We start from the raw sequence: 16,534 nt of genomic DNA on the forward strand, positions 1-16,534 counted from the left end.
CCAGCTTTGCGGGCTGGCACCAGAGGCTGGATCTCCTGGGCGTCACGCGCCAGGGTGTACCAGAGCAGGAAGCCCACCGCGGCGCTGACCACCAGCATCACGAAGGGGCCCAGCGAGCGGATCTTGTAATGGGCTTCGTAGTACAGGTAGAACAGCGTGGTCAGCCAGCTGAACAGCACGAACACCTCGTAGAGGTTGCTGACCGGGATGTGGCCGATGTCCGGGCCGATCTGATGGCTTTCGAACCAGCGCACCATGGTGCCAGTGAGCGCCATGAAGACAGCCGCCCAGGCCAGGCCCGAGCCCACCTTCAGGCCCAGCGCGTTCTCGCCGCCCTGGCGGGTGAAGAAACCGATCCAGTAGAACAGGGTGCTCATGTAGAAGAGCACGCTCATCCACATGATGGCACTCTGGCTGGCCAGGAAATACTTCAGCAGGAAGACCTTGTCGCCAGCGGCCAGGTCCGCGCCGAAATTGTCCAGGTGCTGGTTGTAGAGCGAGATGGCCAGCAGGGTGGCCGCGCCCACGCCCAGGCTGAGGGTGCGCAGCGGGCCCCAGAACCAGCCCAGGCCGATCAGGCTGGGCACCGCGCCCAGCAGGATGCCGCGCTCGTACACGTCCATCGAGCTGCCGTAGCGCTGGAAGGCGTAGGCGGCGCCCAGCACGATGCACAGGGCGTAGAGCCAGTCATAGGCGCTGCGCTGGCTGAACCAGCCGGGCTTGCCGACCGCGAGGGTGGTGGTGGTCATGGCGTGGTGTCTCCGGAAAGGGCAGACGGGCCGAGAAGGTCCTGCCGCAGGGCGTTGAAGTCGGCGTCGATGTCCAGTGTGCGGCGCGGGGTGGACATGGCCATCAGAACACGGGTGTGCCCGTCAGCGGCCGGGCTGAGCCAGACCCAGAGGCGACGCTCGCGAATGTAGAGCATGGCAAAGACCCCCAGGATCAGCAGCACCGCGCCCAGGTAGACCAGCTTCTTGCCCGGTGCGCGGGCCACCTGGAAGACACTGGCTTGGACCTGGTTGAAGCCGCTGAGTTGCATCATCAGCGGTGCCGGGTAGAAGTAGCTGTCCGACAGGGCCATCACCGCCTGGGTCATGAAGGCCTGGGTGCTGGCGCCCGAGCTCAGCGGTGCCTGCCCATCGGCCTGGCGCACCAGCTGCTCCAGCTCGAACAGCGAGCCGTTGAGGATGCGCAGCAGCACGTCGGCCACGCGTTGGCGGTCGGCCTCGGGCACGGTGCCCTCGATGAACTGGCTCAGGGCGGCCAGGCCACCGGGCACCGCATTGGCCTTGGCCGCCTTTTCGGCGCCGGCGAACAGGGCCAGGGCGCGTTCGCCGGTGATGCGCAGCTGGTCGCGCATCTCGGGGCGGTCGGCCGGCGTGGCGCTGTCGGCATAGCGCTGGGCGGCCTGGCTGCGCAGGGCCGGGTCGGCCAGGGCGCGGCGCAGGTGCAGCCAGCCATTCATGCTGTTCTGGTCATCCACCGGGATGCGCAGGTAGCGGAAGTTCTCGTCGGTGGCCTCGCGCACGCCCATCACGAAGACGCGTTGGCCATCGATCTCCAGCGGCAGCATGTAGTTCTGGAACTCCCGGGCCTGGCCGCTGGCATCGCGCAGCTTGTAGGTGAAGGAGGGGCCGACGTTGTGCAACTGCTTTCTCTTGTCCGGATCGACGCCCGCGCCCAGGTGCTTGTCCAGCGTGCCACCCAGGTCCACCTTGCGCACATCCGTGCCCTTGCCATCGGCCTCGCCCAGGTTCTCGACGTTGATGACCCGCAGGCCGGTCAGCTCCAGGGTGTATTTGTCGCTGCCACCGCTCAGCGGCAGGCTGTCGCCGATGCGGCCCTTGAACACCAGGGGCGGGCCGTTGCCCGCCAGCGGCTGGGCGGTCAGCTCCAACAGGGAGCCTCCATCCTCGAAGCTGCTCTGGTAGATGGCCACGCCGCGGTGGAAGACCGGTTCGTTGACCTTGACCATGGCTTCGGTGGCGGCACCGGTGTCGTGGTCGTGCAGCACGATCTTGCTGGCGAACAGCTTGGGCATGCCGGTGTCGTAGTACTCGACGATGAACTTCTTGAGTTCGACGTCGAAGTCCAGGTCCTGCAGCACGATGCCGTTGGGCATGCTCAGCACCGCGGTGCCGGCGCGCCCACCCTCGGGCACGAACAGGTTGCCGCGGAAGGTCGGGTTGGTTGATGGCAGCCGGTGCTCGGGGGCAACGTCCTTGATCAGGCCACCGCCCTCGAAGGTGCTCTTGCCGGTGAACCACATCTGGGTTCGCACGACCAGATCGCCATCGAACAGCCCGCCCAGGCACACCAGCACCACGGCGGAGTGGGCGGCCAGGTAGCCGATCTTGTTGAGCCGGCCCTGGCGGGCGGCGACCATGGTGCCGTCTTCCCGCACCTGGGCCCGGGCCTGCCAGCCGCGGCGGGCCAGGACGTCGGACACCTGCTGGAGCGCGGCGTCGCCGTTCACGGCCAGTTCACCCTCGGCCTTGTGATGGAAGGCCTTGAGCGACTGGGCGCGCACATGCTCCTTGAAGCTGCGCAGGTCGCTCAGGATCTTGGGCGTGTTGCGGGCGATGCACAGGCTGGTCGACAGCACCAGAAAGCCCAGGATCAGCAGGAACCAGGGGGCGCTGTAGACGTTGAAGAGGTGGAAGCGGCCGAAGACATCCGCCCAGAAGGGGCCGAACTGGTTGATGTAGTTGTTCAGCGGCTCGTTCTGCTTCACCACCGTGCCAATGACCGAGGCGATGCAGATCACGCACAGCAGCGTGATGGCAAAGCGCATCGAGGACAGCAGTTCGAGGCTGTCGCGCCAGGCGCGTTGGATCAGGGAGGGCGAGGCTCCGTGGGAGGCGGTCATGCGGCGATTATCCGGGGCCCGTGGGGCCAACAAGACAAAGGCCGGTCAGTGACCGGCCTTTCACGGGGAATTCAGGAATCCTTCAGCCTGGAGCGGCTGATTCTGCCCCTGCTCAATGCAGGCCGGCCACGTAGTCGGACACGGCCTTGATTTCGGCGTCGCTCATGCGGCCGGCGATGTCCATCATCTGCGGGCTGTTGGTGCGGGCGCCGCTGCGGAAGGTGGTCAGCTGGGCCTCCACATACTCGGCATGCTGGCCTCCCAGACGCGGGTACTGTGCCGGGATGCCGGCACCGCTGGGGCCGTGGCAGCCGGCACAGGCCGGCACCTTGCGATCGGCGATGCCACCGCGGTAGATCTTCTCACCCAGGGCCACGGTGTCCTTGTTCTTGGCGGCGCCCGGCACCGGCTTCTTGCTGGCGTAGAAGGCCGCCACATTCTTCATGTCGGCCTCGGTCAGCGGCGCGGCCATGCCGTTCATGATGGGGTTGACGCGCTTGTTGGCCTTGAACTCGGTCAACTGCTTGACCAGGTATTCGGGGTGCTGACCCTGCAGAATGGGGTAGGTGGCCAGACCGCGCGTGCCATCATTGGTGTGGCAGGCACCACAGGTCACGGCAATCGCTTGGCCGCGGGCCAGATCCGGCTTGAATGGGGCTGCGGCTTCGGCGGCATGAACGGAACCCGCCATCAGGGCTGCGAGCACGAGGGAACTGGCGAACGCGACAGGAGACTTCATTCGGAGGGCCTCGGGGATTGTGGAATTTGTGGGTGTTGGCAAGCCAGCGCAAGCCAGCAATCAAACCAGGGAATTCTAGAATGTGCCATGCGTGAAACCTCCAGCCAAAGTCGTTCGGATTTGTCCGAACTCAAACACCCTGCATTGGCCTGGGCTCACAGTGCTCGTTTCCTGACCACGGCCAGCCAGCTCAACCAGCTCCCGCCCGGGGATCTGGGCGAGATCGCTTTTGTCGGTCGCAGCAATGCCGGCAAGTCCACCGCGATCAATGCACTGGCCCAGCGCCGTCAGTTGGCGTTCGCCTCCAAGACCCCGGGGCGCACCCAGCACATCAACCTTTTTGCCCTGGGGCCGCGCGAGGCTCCCGATGCCTACCTGGCCGACCTGCCCGGCTACGGCTACGCCACCGTCTCCCGGACCGAGAAGGTGCGCTGGCAGAAGGTGATGGCCGATTACCTGGAAGTGCGGCGCAACCTCAACGGCGTGGTGCTGCTGGTGGACAGCCGCCTGGGCCTGACGCCGCTGGACGAGCGCCTGCTCGAGTTCGTCTCGCCGCGGATCAACACCGGCGAGGTCAAGCTGCTGGTGGTGCTGACCAAGGCGGACAAGCTCAACCGTCGCGAGCAGCAGGCGGCCCTGGCGGCCGTTCAGGAGCAGCTGGGGGCCCGGGTGAGCGAGCAGGCCGATGTGGGCATGCTGCTGTTCTCGGCCACCAAGCACCAGGGCCTGGCGGATCTCGCCGAGACGGTCCATGGCTGGGTGCATCCCCAGGCGACGCAGCCCGAGGCCGAGGCTGCGACGGACGATGCGGACGAGCCAAAGGATTTGCCGGCCTGAAGACCGGCGATGAGCTCGGAAGGCCGGGCGACGCCCTGGATCAGGGCCGGCCGATGACCAGGGCCAATCCGGCCTCGCCGCGCGGTGCCCAGGTCAGGCCCAGGTACATGGGGCCGAGTCCGGTGTCCGCGCCGAGGAACACGCTGCCCCCGTAGCGCAGGCCCGTCAGGCGGATGTCGTGGTAATCCAGCCAGGCGTTGCCGGCTTCCACGCTGGTGCCCACGAAAAAGCCCCGGGCGAAGACTGGGGTCTCTGCCAGACGCATGTACCAGTTCAGCCGCCCGAACACCATGGCGTTGCCGCTGACCTGACCCGGCTGGTAGCCGGACAGCTGCTGGAAGCCGCCCAGGCTGTAGCGCCCCACCGTGGACGCCGAGGTGGTGTTGGCCGCCTTCACCTCGCCATGCAGAGTGACGGTCTGCCGCCCCCAGCTGGCGGCTCCGGTGGCCTGGCTCTCGACCCAGGCCAGGTCATTGCGCTCCCCGCGCTCATGCCGGGTCCCGACCAGGGCATCGGTCTCGAAGCGGTAGCCCCGCTGCGGGAAGTTGGCGTAATCGAGCTGATCGACCACGATGCGTCCGCGCAGGCCCATCTCCTGCCAGGTTTCCTGGGTGCTGGCCAGGACATCGGCGCTGCTGGCCAGCAGGGGGGCGCTGCGGGTGGCCTCGTAGACCGGACCGACCCGCACCTCGCCCAGATTGCCCCAGGGTTGCCCCAGGTCCAGCCCGATGCGCAGCTGGGAGCGGCGCAGTTCACCGACCTTGTCGCCGCCGTTGCTGTTGAACACCGAGAGCTTGCGGCGCTCGCCGTCGGTCCAGCCCGAGACGAACCAGTCGTCGGACAGGCCGATGTTCCAGTTCAGCGGGTGGTAGAGCTCGGTGAACAGGCGCGGCACTTCGCCGATCTGGGCGATGCTGCGCCACTCCGTGCCATTGGGGGTGAGCCAGTGGCGGTTCAACGAGAGTTTGACGTTGAAGGCGCTGTTGCCGCTGAAGTCCGTGGAGAGGTCCAGGCCGGCGTTCAAATAGGTCGGGCCCCAGGGTTTGTCTTCCAGGGTGAACAGCAGGCCGTCCCCCCGGCTGTCATGCACCAGGCGGTAGTCGGTTTGTGCGTAGTCGCCGGTGGCGGCCAGGTAGCGGGCGTCCCGTTCGGCCTTGGCGGGGTCGAAGGGCTCGCCGGCCTTGCTTTCCAGCTGGGGCTGCAAGCGGCCCGGGTTGGTTCCGGTGGTGCCACTGAAAGCCACGAAGTCCAGCTGGGTGGGGGGCAGTTTGTGGGCCTGGGTGGCCAACTGCCAGTCCGCGTACTGGGTGTTGGACGTCGAGAGGGCGGCGAGCTGGTCGGCGCGGGCTTGCGCACCGGCCTCGCCGATGTCGACCAGTTGGGCGACCTTGTCGAAGTCGCCCGAGGTGAGGGCACCCAGATCGGGCTGGATCAGGATGTCGCGGGGGCCTAGCGAGTCCAGGCTGCGCCGCACATTCTGTTCGGTCAGGATGTTGATCATCTGGGCGGTGAGCCCGATGGCGGAGTTGAGCGTCTCACGCCCGGCCAGCGGCGTGCCGATGTTGACAACGATGACGATGTCCGCGCCCATGGCCCGGGCCACGTCCACCGGCACGTTGTCCACCAGGCCGCCATCGCCCAGGATGCGGCCGTTCACCTCGGTGGCCGGGAAGACGCCGGGCACGCTCATGCTCGATCGCAGGGCCGTGGCCAGATCGCCCTGGGCCAGGATGACCGGCTGGCCGGTCTCCATGTCGGTGGCCACCGCGCGAAAGGGAATGGGCAGGCGGTTGAAGTCGCTGATGTCCTGGGCGGGCAGGGTATAGCGCCGCAACAAGGCGTCCAGTCCCCGGCTGGAGACGGCGCCCTGGGGGGCGCGGAACTCGCCATCACGCCAGCCCAGCTCCAGCGCGGTGCTGAGCTCGAAGTCCTGCTCCTTGCGGCGCTGCGACAGTTCCTCCCGGCCCACCCGGGTGGAGAACAGGCTGGTCCAGTTGATCTTCTTGAACGCCTCCTCGATCTGGTCGGCCTTCATCCCGCTGGCGTACAGGCCTCCGACGATGGCGCCCATGGAGGTGCCCGCAATCACATCGATCGGGATGTGCTTTTCTTCCAGCACCTTCAGAACACCCACATGGCTGATGCCGCGGGCGCCGCCGCCTGAAAGCACCAGCCCGATCCGGGGGCGCTGGGACGCTGACGGGGTGGATGCCGCGGCGGCGGGCAGGGCCGGTGCCGGCGGCGGGGTGGGGGCACTCCAGGCGATGGCAGGGAGTGCGCACAGCAGCAAGGTGGTGGGCAGCAGGCGGCGTGGCATGGTGGGGATTGTGGCCTGTGGCAAGCATGAAAAAGGCCACCCGAAGGTGGCCTCTTGTGGTGCTTGCGAGAGCAGGGTGCTCAGGCAGGACAGCTTACATGTCCATGCCCATGCCGCCCATGCCACCCATGCCGCCGCCCGGCATGGCGGGGGCTTCTTCCTTCGGCGCTTCGGCGACCATGCATTCGGTGGTCAGCATCAGCGAGGCGACGGAAGCGGCGTTCTGCAGCGCGGTGCGGGTCACCTTGGTCGGGTCCAGGATGCCCATCTCGATCATGTCGCCGTAGGTGTCGTTGGCGGCGTTGAAGCCGTAGTTGCCCTTGCCACCCAGCACGGCGTTGATCACCACGCTCGGCTCGCCACCGGCATTGGCCACGATCTCGCGCAGCGGGGCTTCAATGGCCTTCAGGACCAGCTTGACGCCAGCGTCCTGATCGGCGTTCTCGCCCTTGATCTCGCCAGCGGCCTGACGGGCACGCAGCAGGGCCACGCCACCGCCGGCCACGATGCCTTCTTCCACGGCAGCGCGGGTGGCATGCAGCGCGTCTTCCACGCGGGCCTTCTTTTCCTTCATCTCGACTTCGGTGGCAGCACCGACCTTGATGACGGCCACGCCGCCAGCCAGCTTGGCCACGCGCTCTTGCAGCTTCTCGCGGTCGTAGTCGCTGGTGGCCTCCTCGATCTGGATGCGGATCTGCTTGACGCGGGCTTCGATGTCGGCGGCGGCACCGTTGCCATCGATGATGGTGGTGTTTTCCTTGCCCACTTCGACGCGCTTGGCTTGGCCCAGGTCGGCCAGGGTCACCTTCTCCAGCGACAGGCCCACTTCCTCGGCGATCACCTTGCCACCGGTCAGGATGGCGATGTCTTCCAGCATGGCCTTGCGACGGTCGCCGAAGCCCGGTGCCTTGACGGCCACGACCTTCAGGATGCCGCGGATGGTGTTGACCACCAGGGTCGCCAGGGCTTCGCCTTCGACGTCTTCCGCGATGATCAGCAGCGGACGGCCGGCCTTGGCCACGGCTTCCAGCGTGGGCAGCAGGTCACGGATGTTGCTGACCTTCTTGTCGTACAGCAGGACAAAGGGGTTGTCCAGCAGGGCGACTTGCTTCTCGGGGTTGTTGATGAAGTAGGGCGACAGGTAGCCGCGGTCGAACTGCATGCCTTCGACGACATCCAGCTCGTTGTTCAGGCTCTTGCCGTCTTCGACGGTGATCACGCCTTCCTTGCCGACCTTGTCCATCGCCTCGGCGATGATGCCGCCGACGTCGGAGTCGCTGTTGGCCGAGATGGTGCCGACCTGGGCGATTTCCTTGGAGGTGGTGGTGGCCTTGGAGGCCTTCTTCAGCTCGACGACCAGGGCGGCGACGGCCTTGTCGATGCCGCGCTTCAGGTCCATCGGGTTCATGCCGGCGGCCACGTACTTCATGCCTTCGCGCACGATGGCCTGGGCCAGCACGGTGGCGGTGGTGGTGCCGTCACCGGCGTTGTCGGAGGTCTTGGAAGCGACTTCCTTGACCATCTGGGCGCCCATGTTCATGAGCTTGTCCTTGAGCTCGATCTCCTTGGCGACCGAGACACCGTCCTTGGTGACGGTGGGGGCGCCGAAGGAGCGCTCCAGCACCACGTTGCGGCCCTTGGGGCCCAGGGTGGTCTTGACCGCGTTGGCCAGGATGTTCACGCCTTCGACCATGCGGGCGCGGGCGTCAGCGCCGAAGACGACGTCTTTTGCTGCCATTTGAGAAATCTCCGAATTCAGTACAGGATGGGTGGGCGGTGATCAGAGGATCAGGCGATCACTTCTGAACCACGGCGAAGAGGTCTTCTTCGCGCATGACGAGCAGTTCCTCGCCATCGACCTTGACCGACTGGCCCGAGTACTTGCCGAACAGCACGCGGTCACCGACTTGAACGTTCAGGGCCACGAAATCGCCCTTGTCGTTGCGCTTGCCCGGACCCACGGCCAGCACTTCGCCTTGGTCAGGCTTTTCAGCGGCGTTGTCGGGAATCACGATGCCGGAAGCGGTCTTGGTCTCGTTTTCCAGACGCTTGACGATCACGCGATCGTGCAACGGACGAAGTTTCATTGCATCTCCTTGGAGCATGGACAGTCAAATGGGAAGAAGGTCGGGGTGCACCGGGCACCTGCCTTGTTCCTTCAGTGAACGTGCAGCCACTTCTGTGGGGGCTGCGTTTGTTAGCACTCTCATTGAGTGAGTGCTAAGACGCATTATAGGGACGGCGTGCCGGCTTTCAAGAGCTGCCGAACCGGACCCTGGAAGTCACTTGGCGCGTTCGCGGCTGATCAGCGCGAAGGGCACGAGGATCGGCGCCAGCACCACGTAGTACAGCAGGTTGACGCCGTTGGCCGCCGTGGAGACGGGTGTCACCAGGGCATGGGCCACCTGCTCGCTGCGCGGCTGCTCGGCCTGGATCTCCACCGTGTAGGGGTGGTTGAGGGTGGTGCGGGCGCGGTTGGCCTTCACGGTGCCCTGCAGATAGCGCTGGCCGGCCACATGGCCCGACAGGCGCCAGGCCCCCGGCTGGGCGGGGTCGGCCTGAAAACCCAGTGCGACGGCCTGGGCACGGTCGGCATCGCCCAGATCGGCGGGCAGGGTCAGGGCATAGTCACCTTCGGTGCGCCCGTCGGCCGAGACCGTGAAGCGGCCCAGTTCCCCTTCCATGCGCGCGTGCAAGGGAGACGCCAGGGCCGCCACCAGGGCCTGGGGGGTGTCGAAGATGTAATGGTAGTGTTCGCCGATGACCACGAGGTGCTGGCGATCCTGCGACAACAGCAGCGAGCTCAGGGTCTCGTGGTAGGTCCTGAGTTCCAGCGTCTCGGGCTGCGTCGTGGCGCAGCCCGCCAGTCCGCCTGCGGCCGCCAAGACCCACAACAGTTGACGTCGGTGGAGCAGAGGGCTTCCGGCGGCGGTGCTCATGCGGCTTCTCCCTCGTCAGGCTCGGCTTCGTGGCTGGCTGCGACACGGTAGTTTTCGCTGGCCCAGGCCCCGAAGTCGTGTCCCTGGCAGCGTGCGCTGCAGAAGGGGCGGAATGGATTGCTCGGCCCGAACACGGTCTTTTCCCCGCAAGCCGGGCAGTTGACATCGATCGGGGGGCGTGGGGGGGCGGAAGGCAGGAGGGTCACGGGATCAGCTGCACAGGGCGAGGTCGAAGGCGGCATCCTGCCCGAAAGGCTTCAAACGGCCCTCGGTATCAGCCCGCATCAAGCGCACGGACACCATCAGGCGGTGGCCGCTGATCTCGGGCACCAGATCGAGCGATTCGTCCAGCCGCAGGCGCAGCAGTTGGTAGGTGCGGCCCTGGGGCAGGGTCTGCTGGTACTGCCCGCCAGTGGCGACCACGCGGTGGGGCACGCCGCTGTCGCGCAGCAGGCGCAGCAGCAGGTCCAGGCCGTTCTTCATCGGCCACAGCGAATCAATCCAGCGGGCCAGATCCTGGCGGCGGGCCTCGGCCGGGTGCTGCTGCCAGGCGTAGTAGGCCGGCAGGTCGAATTCGCAGGTGCCCCCGGGGATGCTGATGCGGCTGCGGATGCTCATCAGCCATTCGTTGGCCGTCAGGGCTTGTCCGGCTTTGCCGGCCTGGTTGTTGAGGGCCTGGTAGCCCTCGTCGATCTGGCCGATCACCTCGTCCAGCGCCGCTTCGGAAATGTGCGGGTTGCCGCGGTAGCCCAGCAGCACGCTGCGGTGGCGGTCAAGCTCTTTGAGGATGTCCGACTTCAGGTCGGCACGCGAGGCCACGTCCATGATCTCGAAGACGGTGACCAGGGCGAAATGATGGTCCACCGGTTCGTCGCGGGGCACCAGCTGCGTCAGCCGCTTGAACAGATGCTCGAGCCGCAGCATGGTGCGAATGCTCTCGTTGAACGGGTATTCGTACAGGACCAAGGTGGGGCTTCCAGGCGGTGGGATGCTGCGTGGATTGTTTCACAGCCGCGCGGTGGCCGGCACGCCGAAGAATCCGAGCGCCCAGAGCGCATCGACTTCGGCTTCCAGCTCGGCCAGGGTGAGCGTGTCGTTGAGGATCACGGCGTCGGCCGCTGCCCGGCGCGCGCTGCGGCTGGCCTGCTGTCGGATCACCTGCGCGACCTGGGCCTGTGGCCAGCCGGAGCGGGCCAGGACCCGCGCCTCTTGCGTCGCCTCGCTGCAGTCCACCACCAGCACCCGATCGACCTGGCGACGCCAGCGCGCGCCGTTCTCCACCAGCAGCGGCACGTCGAAGACCACGGGTTGCGCGGGACCGGCGGCCTGGGCCTGGCGTTGGGTTTCCTCGCCGATCAAGGGATGGAGGATGGCCTCCAACTGGCGCTTGGCTTGCGGCTGCGCGAAGACCAGATCGCGCATCCGCGCCCGGTCGAGGGCGCCATCGGTGCCGATCATCTCTGCACCGAACCGGTCCGCGATGTCCTGAAGGGCCGCTCCGCCGGGCTGGGTCAGCGCTCGGGCGATGGCGTCGGTGTCGATGACCCGGGCCCCGTGCGCAGACAGCATCCGCGCCACCGTGCTCTTGCCGCTTCCGATGCCGCCGGTCAGACCGATGCGGCGTGCCCCGATCATTGGCCGATCCAGCCCAGCACCCGGTCCAAGCCCGCCAGCATCACGACCAGCCCGCCGCCGGCCAGGAAGGGCCCGAAAGGCACGTAGCGCCCTTCACGCAGGGCGTTGCTGAGCTTCATGCCGATGCCCACCACCGCACCGATCACCGAGGCCATCAGCACGATGGGCAGGATGGCCTGCCAACCCAGCCAGGCACCCAAGGCCGCCAGCAGCTTGAAGTCGCCCGCGCCCATGCCCTCCTTGCCCGTGGTGAGCTTGAACAGCCAGTAGACCGACCACAGCGAGAGGTAGCCCGCCGCCGCGCCGGCGATGGACTGGGTGACCGGCAGCGTCCAGCCCAGCGCGGCGGCGCTCAGGCCGGCCCACAGCAGAGGCAGCGTGAGGCTGTCGGGCAGCAGCGTGGTGTCCCAGTCGATGGCGGTCAGGGCGACCAGGGTCGCCGCCACGCCGCACCACAGCAGCACCGCAGGCTGCGGGCCCATGTGCCAGGCCAGGCCGGCAAACAGCAGTCCGGTGAGCAGCTCCACCAGGGGGTAGCGCGCCGAGATGCGCGTGCCGCAGGCGGCGCAGCGGCCGCGCAAGCGCAGCCAGCCCAGCAGAGGGATGTTCTCGTGCCAGCGGATGGCGTGGCCGCAGGCCGGGCAGCGCGATGCCGGCTTGGACAGGGACAGGGGGGCGAGTCCTTCCAGGCGCCGCGTCAGCTCCTGCGCGGTCGGGGCCAGGGGCTTGGGCGCCGCGTCACCAAAAGTGCGCTGCCAGGACTCGGCGTCCGACAGCTGGGCCGCCACATCGGCCCACCACTGCCGCTCCATCATGCGGGGCAGCCGATGGGCCACCACGTTCAGGAAGCTGCCCACACACAGGCCCAGCAGGCCCAGCACCCAGGGCGAGAGCCACCAGCCCAGGGTTTCGGTACCACCGACCATGCCTCAGACCACCTGACCCAGCTTGAAGATCGGCAGGTACATCGAGATCACGATGCCGCCGATGAGCACACCCAGGATGACGATGATCAGCGGCTCCATCAGGGTGGACAGCCCCTTGACCATTTCGTCGACCTCTTCTTCGTAGAAGTCCGCTGCCCGGGACAGCATGTCGTCCAGCGCACCGGATTCTTCGCCGATGGCCGCCATCTGCAGCACCATGTTCGGGAAGACGCCGGTGGTGGTCATCGACGGGGTGAGGGCCGTGCCGGCCGCCACGTCACGCTGGATCTGTTCCGTGGCCTTGGCGTAGACCGCGTTGCCTGCCGTGCCGCCCACCGAGTCCAGCGCCTCCACCAGCGGCACGCCGGCGGCGAACAACGTGGACAGCGTGCGGGTCCAGCGGGCCACCACCGATTTCATGATCAGATCGCCGAAGATCGGCATGCGCAACAGCAGCCGGTCCATCACCATCTGCATGTGCTCGGAGCGCTTCCAGGTGCGGAAGAACATGTAGCCGCCACCAAACAGCGTGCCGAAGATGGCCCACCAGTAGTGCACGAAGAAGTCGCTCATGCCCATGACCATCAGCGTGGGGGCTGGCAAATCGGCGCCGAAGCTGGTGAACACCTGCTTGAAGGCTGGGATCACGAAGATCATGATCACCGTCACGACGACGAAGGCCACGACCAGCACCGAGATCGGGTAGATCAACGCTGACTTGACCTTCTGCTTGAGCGCCAGGCTCTTCTCCTGGTACAGAGCCAGACGGGCCAGCAACTGCTCCAGGATGCCGCCGGCCTCACCGGCTTCGACCAGGTTGCAGTACAGCGCGTCGAAGTACTGCGGATGCCGGCGGAAGGCCGAGGACAGGGCTGTGCCGGTCTCCACATCGGCGCGGATGTCGAGCAGCAAACGGGTCAGACGGGCGTTGACGCTGCCGCGGGCCACGATGTCAAAGGCCTGTAGCAGGGGCACACCCGCACGCATCATGGTGGCCAGCTGTCGGGTGAAGACGGCGATGTCCTTGGCCTTGATGGACTTGCCGCCCGAGGTGCGGCGCTTCTTGACCTTGGAGACCATCACCCCCTGGCGGCGCAGGCTGGCGCTGACTGCGGCCTCGCCCCCGGCACGCATCTCGCCGCGGACGATCTTGCCGTTGCGGTCCTTGCCCTCCCACTCGTAGGTGAAGTCCTTGACGTTCTTCGCTGCCGCTGCAGTAGCCATTGAGCCTCCGACCGCTCCCGACGGTTGATGGATGATGTGTTCTGTTGCCGAGTTCTGTTGCGACTCAGTCGTTGGTGGCCGCAATCACCTCTTCCAGCGTGGTGACGCCTTGCTGGACCTTCACCAAGCCGGACTGTCGCAGATCGCGCACGCCTTCGCGGCGCGCCTGCTCCGCCAGATCCACGGCCGAGCCGTTGGTCAGGATCAGCCGCTGGATGGCCTCGGTGATGGGCATGGCCTGGTAGACACCGACCCGTCCACGGTAGCCATTGTTGCAGGCCGAGCAGCCGACCGCCTTGTACGGGCGCCAGCTGCCGTCCAGGTCACTTTCCTCGTAGCCTGCCTTGATCAGGGCATCACGGGGGTAGTCCGCCGGCTGCTTGCAGCTCTCGCACAGCCGCCGGACCAGGCGCTGGGCGGTGATCAGCAGCACGCTGGAGGCGATGTTGAACGGGGCCACGCCCATGTTCAGCAGCCGGGTGAGGGTGGAAGGCGCATCGTTGGTGTGCAGTGTGGACAGGACCAGGTGGCCGGTCTGCGCAGCCTTGATCGCGATGTCCGCGGTTTCCAGGTCCCGGATTTCGCCGACCATGATCACGTCCGGATCCTGCCGCAAGAAGGATTTCAGCGCGCTGGCGAAGGTCAGGCCCGCCTTGTCATTGACGTTGACCTGGTTGATGCCCGGCAGGTTGATTTCGGCCGGATCCTCCACCGTGCAGACGTTCACCCCAGGCTGGTTCAGGATGTTCAGGCAGGTGTAGAGCGACACCGTCTTGCCCGAGCCCGTCGGGCCGGTGACCAACACCATCCCATAGGGCCGGTGCACGGCGTGCATCAGCCGCTCTTTCTCGGCCGGCTCGTAGCCCAGGGCCTCAATGCCCAGCTTGGCGCTGGAGGAATCGAGGATACGGATCACGATCTTCTCGCCGAACAGCGTGGGCAGGGTGCTGACCCGGAAGTCGATCGACTTGTTGCCGAAGCGCAGCTTCATCCGTCCGTCCTGGGGGACGCGCTTCTCCGAGATGTCCAGACGGGAGATGACCTTGATGCGGGAGGCCAGCTTGTCCTTGATCGCCAGCGGCGGCTGGGTGATTTCGCGCAACTCGCCGTCGATGCGGAAACGCACCCGGTAGTTGTATTCGTAGGGCTCGAAGTGCAAGTCGGACGCGCGCATGTTGATGGCGTCCACCAGCATCTTCTGCAGAAAGCGCACCACAGGGGCGTCTTCCACCTCGGACACCACATCGGCCGCGGGGGCGGCGGAGGCACTGGTGTCTTCCTCGGTGACCTCGAAGTCGAAGTCGGCCGCACTGATGGCCTCCAGCGCTTGGTTGGCCGACCCCGTCTGTCCTTCGATGAGCTTGCTGAGCTTGTCGTGCTCCACCACCACCCACTCGGGTGACAACTGGGTGGCGAACTTGATGCGCTCGCTGGCCTCCTGGTCGGTCGGGTCCACGCAGGCCAGGAACAGCCGGCTGCCGCGCTTGTTCAGTGGCAGCACGTGGTACTGCCCGATCAGCTTGGCGTCGATGATGTTCTTGGGCAGGCGCTGAGCATCCACCGCGTCCAGGTCGAGCAGCGGAACGGCCAGTGCGGAAGACAGCGCGTGGGCCAGTTGGGCGGGACTGAGCTCGCCGGAGCCCATCAATTCGCTGATGAAGGAGACCTTTTTCTCCTTCGCGCTGCGCACCAACTCCTCGGCGCGGGCAGCCGCCAGCCTGCCTCCATGGACAAGCACGCGCGCCACGCCGGAAAGCGTGGGCTTTGAAACATCAGTGATAGTGTCCACGGGTCACAGCAGGCCGACTGGGCATGTCAACGCCTTGCTCGGCGCAAATCCAATGGCACATGATGACGCAAAACGGTCGCGTTCTGTCAACGACGATCGCCTGCGTGGGAGGTGCGAGCCGAATTTCCACCGAAATGGCGGTTCCAGGCGACAAAGTGTGACCGTGCGTCACGCGCGGACCTGTGCGGGGGGGCCGTAAAGCACAAAGGCCACGGAGGTCCGTGGCCTTTGTGCATGGGTGCCTGGTCGGGGTGAGAGGATTCGAACCTCCGGCCTCTACGTCCCGAACGTAGCGCTCTACCAGGCTAAGCTACACCCCGAAGAAGTCAACGACACGAATCGGCCGCTGCTCTTGGTGATCTGTTTTCCGGTGATTTCTTGACGCTGCAAGAGCGCGGATGCGCTGTTGTGCTCAGAAAGACCGATCAACTGATCGAGCAGGAAATTCTAGCAAGATTTTCTGGGCATGGGAAGGGGGGAGCGCGGCAATGCTCTGGCGGGCCGCTTCGGCCTCTTGTTGCGCCGCCTGGCGGGTGACTTCCAGGGCGCCCGTGCGGTGCACGATGGCCACGATGTCGCGCAGCCGTTCCACCTCGCCGTGTTCGATGGCGTGCCGGATCAGTTGCCGTTCCTCGCTGCTGCCGCGCTGCATGGCGGCCAGCAGGGGCAGGGTGGGCTTGCCTTCGCGCAAATCGTCGCCCACGTTCTTGCCCAGGGTGGCGGTGTCTCCCTGGTAGTCCAGCAGATCGTCCACCAGTTGGAAGGCGGTGCCCAGGGCGCGGCCGTAGCTGGCGCAGGCCTCCTCGACCTCGGGCGGGGCGCCGGCCAGCACGGCGCCCAGTCGGGCGCTGGCCTCGAACAGCTTGGCCGTCTTGTAGCGGATCACCTGGAGATAGCTCTCCAGAGCCACATCCGGCTGGTGCATGTTCATCAGCTGAAGCACCTCGCCCTCGGCGATGACGTTGGTGGCTTCGGCCAGCACCTCCAGCACCCGGAGGTCGCCGACCGAGACCATCATCTCGAAGGCGCGGGAATACAGAAAGTCGCCGACCAGCACGCTGGCGGCGTTGCCGAACACCGCATTCGCCGTGGGGTGGCCGCGCCGGAGCAGCGACTCATCCACCACATCGTCGTGCAACAGGGTGGCGGTGTGGATGAATTCCACCGTGGCAGCCAACTCGTAATGGTGGTGGCCGCGATAGCCCAGGGCCTGGGCAAACAGCAGCACCAGCCGCGGTCGGATGCGCTTGCCGCCCGCG

At 66.4% G+C, this 16,534-nt stretch carries 14 protein-coding genes, 1 tRNA gene and 1 pseudogene; 1 reads left to right on the forward strand and 15 read right to left on the reverse strand.

All coding sequences use genetic code 11. The features are described from left to right. The 3 genes and pseudogenes from I73_RS10085 to I73_RS10095 form a co-directional block, all read right to left on the reverse strand. Nucleotides 1-749: pseudogene (locus tag I73_RS10085) on the reverse strand (c-type cytochrome biogenesis protein CcsB); the annotation flags it as partial. Further along, a complete protein-coding gene (locus tag I73_RS10090) occupies nucleotides 746-2,869 on the reverse strand; it encodes a cytochrome c biogenesis protein ResB (protein WP_022980488.1) in 2,124 nt (707 codons plus the stop codon). The gene I73_RS10090 and the pseudogene I73_RS10085, both read right to left, overlap by 4 nt. A gap of 112 nt (nucleotides 2,870-2,981) precedes the next feature. Next, on the reverse strand, nucleotides 2,982-3,608 hold the full coding sequence (locus tag I73_RS10095; RefSeq protein ID WP_022980489.1) for a cytochrome c: 627 nt from the start codon (nucleotides 3,606-3,608) through the stop codon (nucleotides 2,982-2,984). A gap of 144 nt (nucleotides 3,609-3,752) precedes the next feature. Between I73_RS10095 and yihA the strand changes: the two genes are divergently transcribed. Further along, entirely contained in the window at nucleotides 3,753-4,445 is a 693-nt protein-coding gene (gene yihA / locus I73_RS27245) for a ribosome biogenesis GTP-binding protein YihA/YsxC (protein WP_374701954.1), read from the forward strand. A gap of 40 nt (nucleotides 4,446-4,485) precedes the next feature. Here the strand turns inward: yihA and I73_RS10105 are convergent, their stop codons facing one another. From I73_RS10105 to I73_RS10155, 12 genes are all read right to left on the reverse strand, one after another. Continuing rightward, nucleotides 4,486-6,762 (reverse strand): patatin-like phospholipase family protein, encoded by a 2,277-nt coding sequence (locus tag I73_RS10105; protein WP_022980491.1) that lies wholly within the window; start codon nucleotides 6,760-6,762, stop codon nucleotides 4,486-4,488. A gap of 94 nt (nucleotides 6,763-6,856) precedes the next feature. Continuing rightward, complete coding sequence (gene groL / locus I73_RS10110; RefSeq protein WP_022980492.1) at nucleotides 6,857-8,500, reverse strand: chaperonin GroEL; 1,644 nt, start codon at nucleotides 8,498-8,500, stop codon at nucleotides 6,857-6,859. Nucleotides 8,501-8,558: 58 nt separating this feature from the next. Beyond that, complete coding sequence (gene groES / locus I73_RS10115) at nucleotides 8,559-8,849, reverse strand: co-chaperone GroES (protein WP_022980493.1); 291 nt, start codon at nucleotides 8,847-8,849, stop codon at nucleotides 8,559-8,561. Nucleotides 8,850-9,044: 195 nt separating this feature from the next. Continuing rightward, a complete protein-coding gene (locus I73_RS30875) occupies nucleotides 9,045-9,701 on the reverse strand; it encodes a hypothetical protein (RefSeq protein WP_148289769.1) in 657 nt (218 codons plus the stop codon). Further along, nucleotides 9,698-9,943, reverse strand: a complete 246-nt coding sequence (locus I73_RS31585; RefSeq protein ID WP_083876672.1) for a DNA gyrase inhibitor YacG — start codon at nucleotides 9,941-9,943, stop codon at nucleotides 9,698-9,700. Before I73_RS31585 ends, I73_RS30875 begins: the two co-directional genes overlap by 4 nt. After that, entirely contained in the window at nucleotides 9,912-10,667 is a 756-nt protein-coding gene (zapD, locus tag I73_RS10125) for a cell division protein ZapD (RefSeq protein WP_022980495.1), read from the reverse strand. Before zapD ends, I73_RS31585 begins: the two co-directional genes overlap by 32 nt. Before the next feature lie 39 nt (nucleotides 10,668-10,706). Continuing rightward, the gene (gene coaE, locus I73_RS10130) at nucleotides 10,707-11,336 is read right to left on the reverse strand and encodes a dephospho-CoA kinase (protein WP_022980496.1); all 630 of its coding nucleotides are present in this window, start codon (nucleotides 11,334-11,336) and stop codon (nucleotides 10,707-10,709) included. Continuing rightward, a complete protein-coding gene (locus tag I73_RS10135; protein WP_022980497.1) occupies nucleotides 11,333-12,262 on the reverse strand; it encodes an A24 family peptidase in 930 nt (309 codons plus the stop codon). The genes coaE and I73_RS10135 overlap by 4 nt, the downstream gene beginning before the upstream one ends. Before the next feature lie 3 nt (nucleotides 12,263-12,265). After that, complete coding sequence (locus tag I73_RS10140) at nucleotides 12,266-13,486, reverse strand: type II secretion system F family protein (protein ID WP_022980498.1); 1,221 nt, start codon at nucleotides 13,484-13,486, stop codon at nucleotides 12,266-12,268. A gap of 64 nt (nucleotides 13,487-13,550) precedes the next feature. Continuing rightward, the gene (pilB, locus tag I73_RS10145; RefSeq protein WP_022980499.1) at nucleotides 13,551-15,275 is read right to left on the reverse strand and encodes a type IV-A pilus assembly ATPase PilB; all 1,725 of its coding nucleotides are present in this window, start codon (nucleotides 15,273-15,275) and stop codon (nucleotides 13,551-13,553) included. 243 nt (nucleotides 15,276-15,518) lie between these two features. Further along, nucleotides 15,519-15,595: transfer RNA gene (locus I73_RS10150), tRNA-Pro, on the reverse strand. Nucleotides 15,596-15,687: 92 nt separating this feature from the next. After that, on the reverse strand, nucleotides 15,688-16,534 hold an 847-nt coding region (locus tag I73_RS10155; protein ID WP_022980500.1), incomplete at its 5' end, for a polyprenyl synthetase family protein.

It is taken from the genome of Ideonella sp. B508-1, assembly GCF_000333615.1.
Taxonomy (GTDB): domain Bacteria; phylum Pseudomonadota; class Gammaproteobacteria; order Burkholderiales; family Burkholderiaceae_C; genus Ideonella.

Bases quoted from the DNA above. Each gene is read 5' to 3' on its own strand.
- I73_RS10090 (WP_022980488.1), bottom strand. From the start codon at position 2,869: ATGACCGCCTCCCACGGAGCCTCGCCCTCCCTGATCCAACGCGCCTGG.
- I73_RS10095 (WP_022980489.1), bottom strand. From the start codon at position 3,608: ATGAAGTCTCCTGTCGCGTTCGCCAGTTCCCTCGTGCTCGCAGCCCTG.
- I73_RS10105 (WP_022980491.1), bottom strand. From the start codon at position 6,762: ATGCCACGCCGCCTGCTGCCCACCACCTTGCTGCTGTGCGCACTCCCT.
- groL (WP_022980492.1), bottom strand. From the start codon at position 8,500: ATGGCAGCAAAAGACGTCGTCTTCGGCGCTGACGCCCGCGCCCGCATG.
- groES (WP_022980493.1), bottom strand. From the start codon at position 8,849: ATGAAACTTCGTCCGTTGCACGATCGCGTGATCGTCAAGCGTCTGGAA.
- I73_RS30875 (WP_148289769.1), bottom strand. From the start codon at position 9,701: ATGAGCACCGCCGCCGGAAGCCCTCTGCTCCACCGACGTCAACTGTTG.
- I73_RS31585 (WP_083876672.1), bottom strand. From the start codon at position 9,943: ATGCCGCCTTCGACCTCGCCCTGTGCAGCTGATCCCGTGACCCTCCTG.
- coaE (WP_022980496.1), bottom strand. From the start codon at position 11,336: ATGATCGGGGCACGCCGCATCGGTCTGACCGGCGGCATCGGAAGCGGC.
- I73_RS10135 (WP_022980497.1), bottom strand. From the start codon at position 12,262: ATGGTCGGTGGTACCGAAACCCTGGGCTGGTGGCTCTCGCCCTGGGTG.
- I73_RS10140 (WP_022980498.1), bottom strand. From the start codon at position 13,486: ATGGCTACTGCAGCGGCAGCGAAGAACGTCAAGGACTTCACCTACGAG.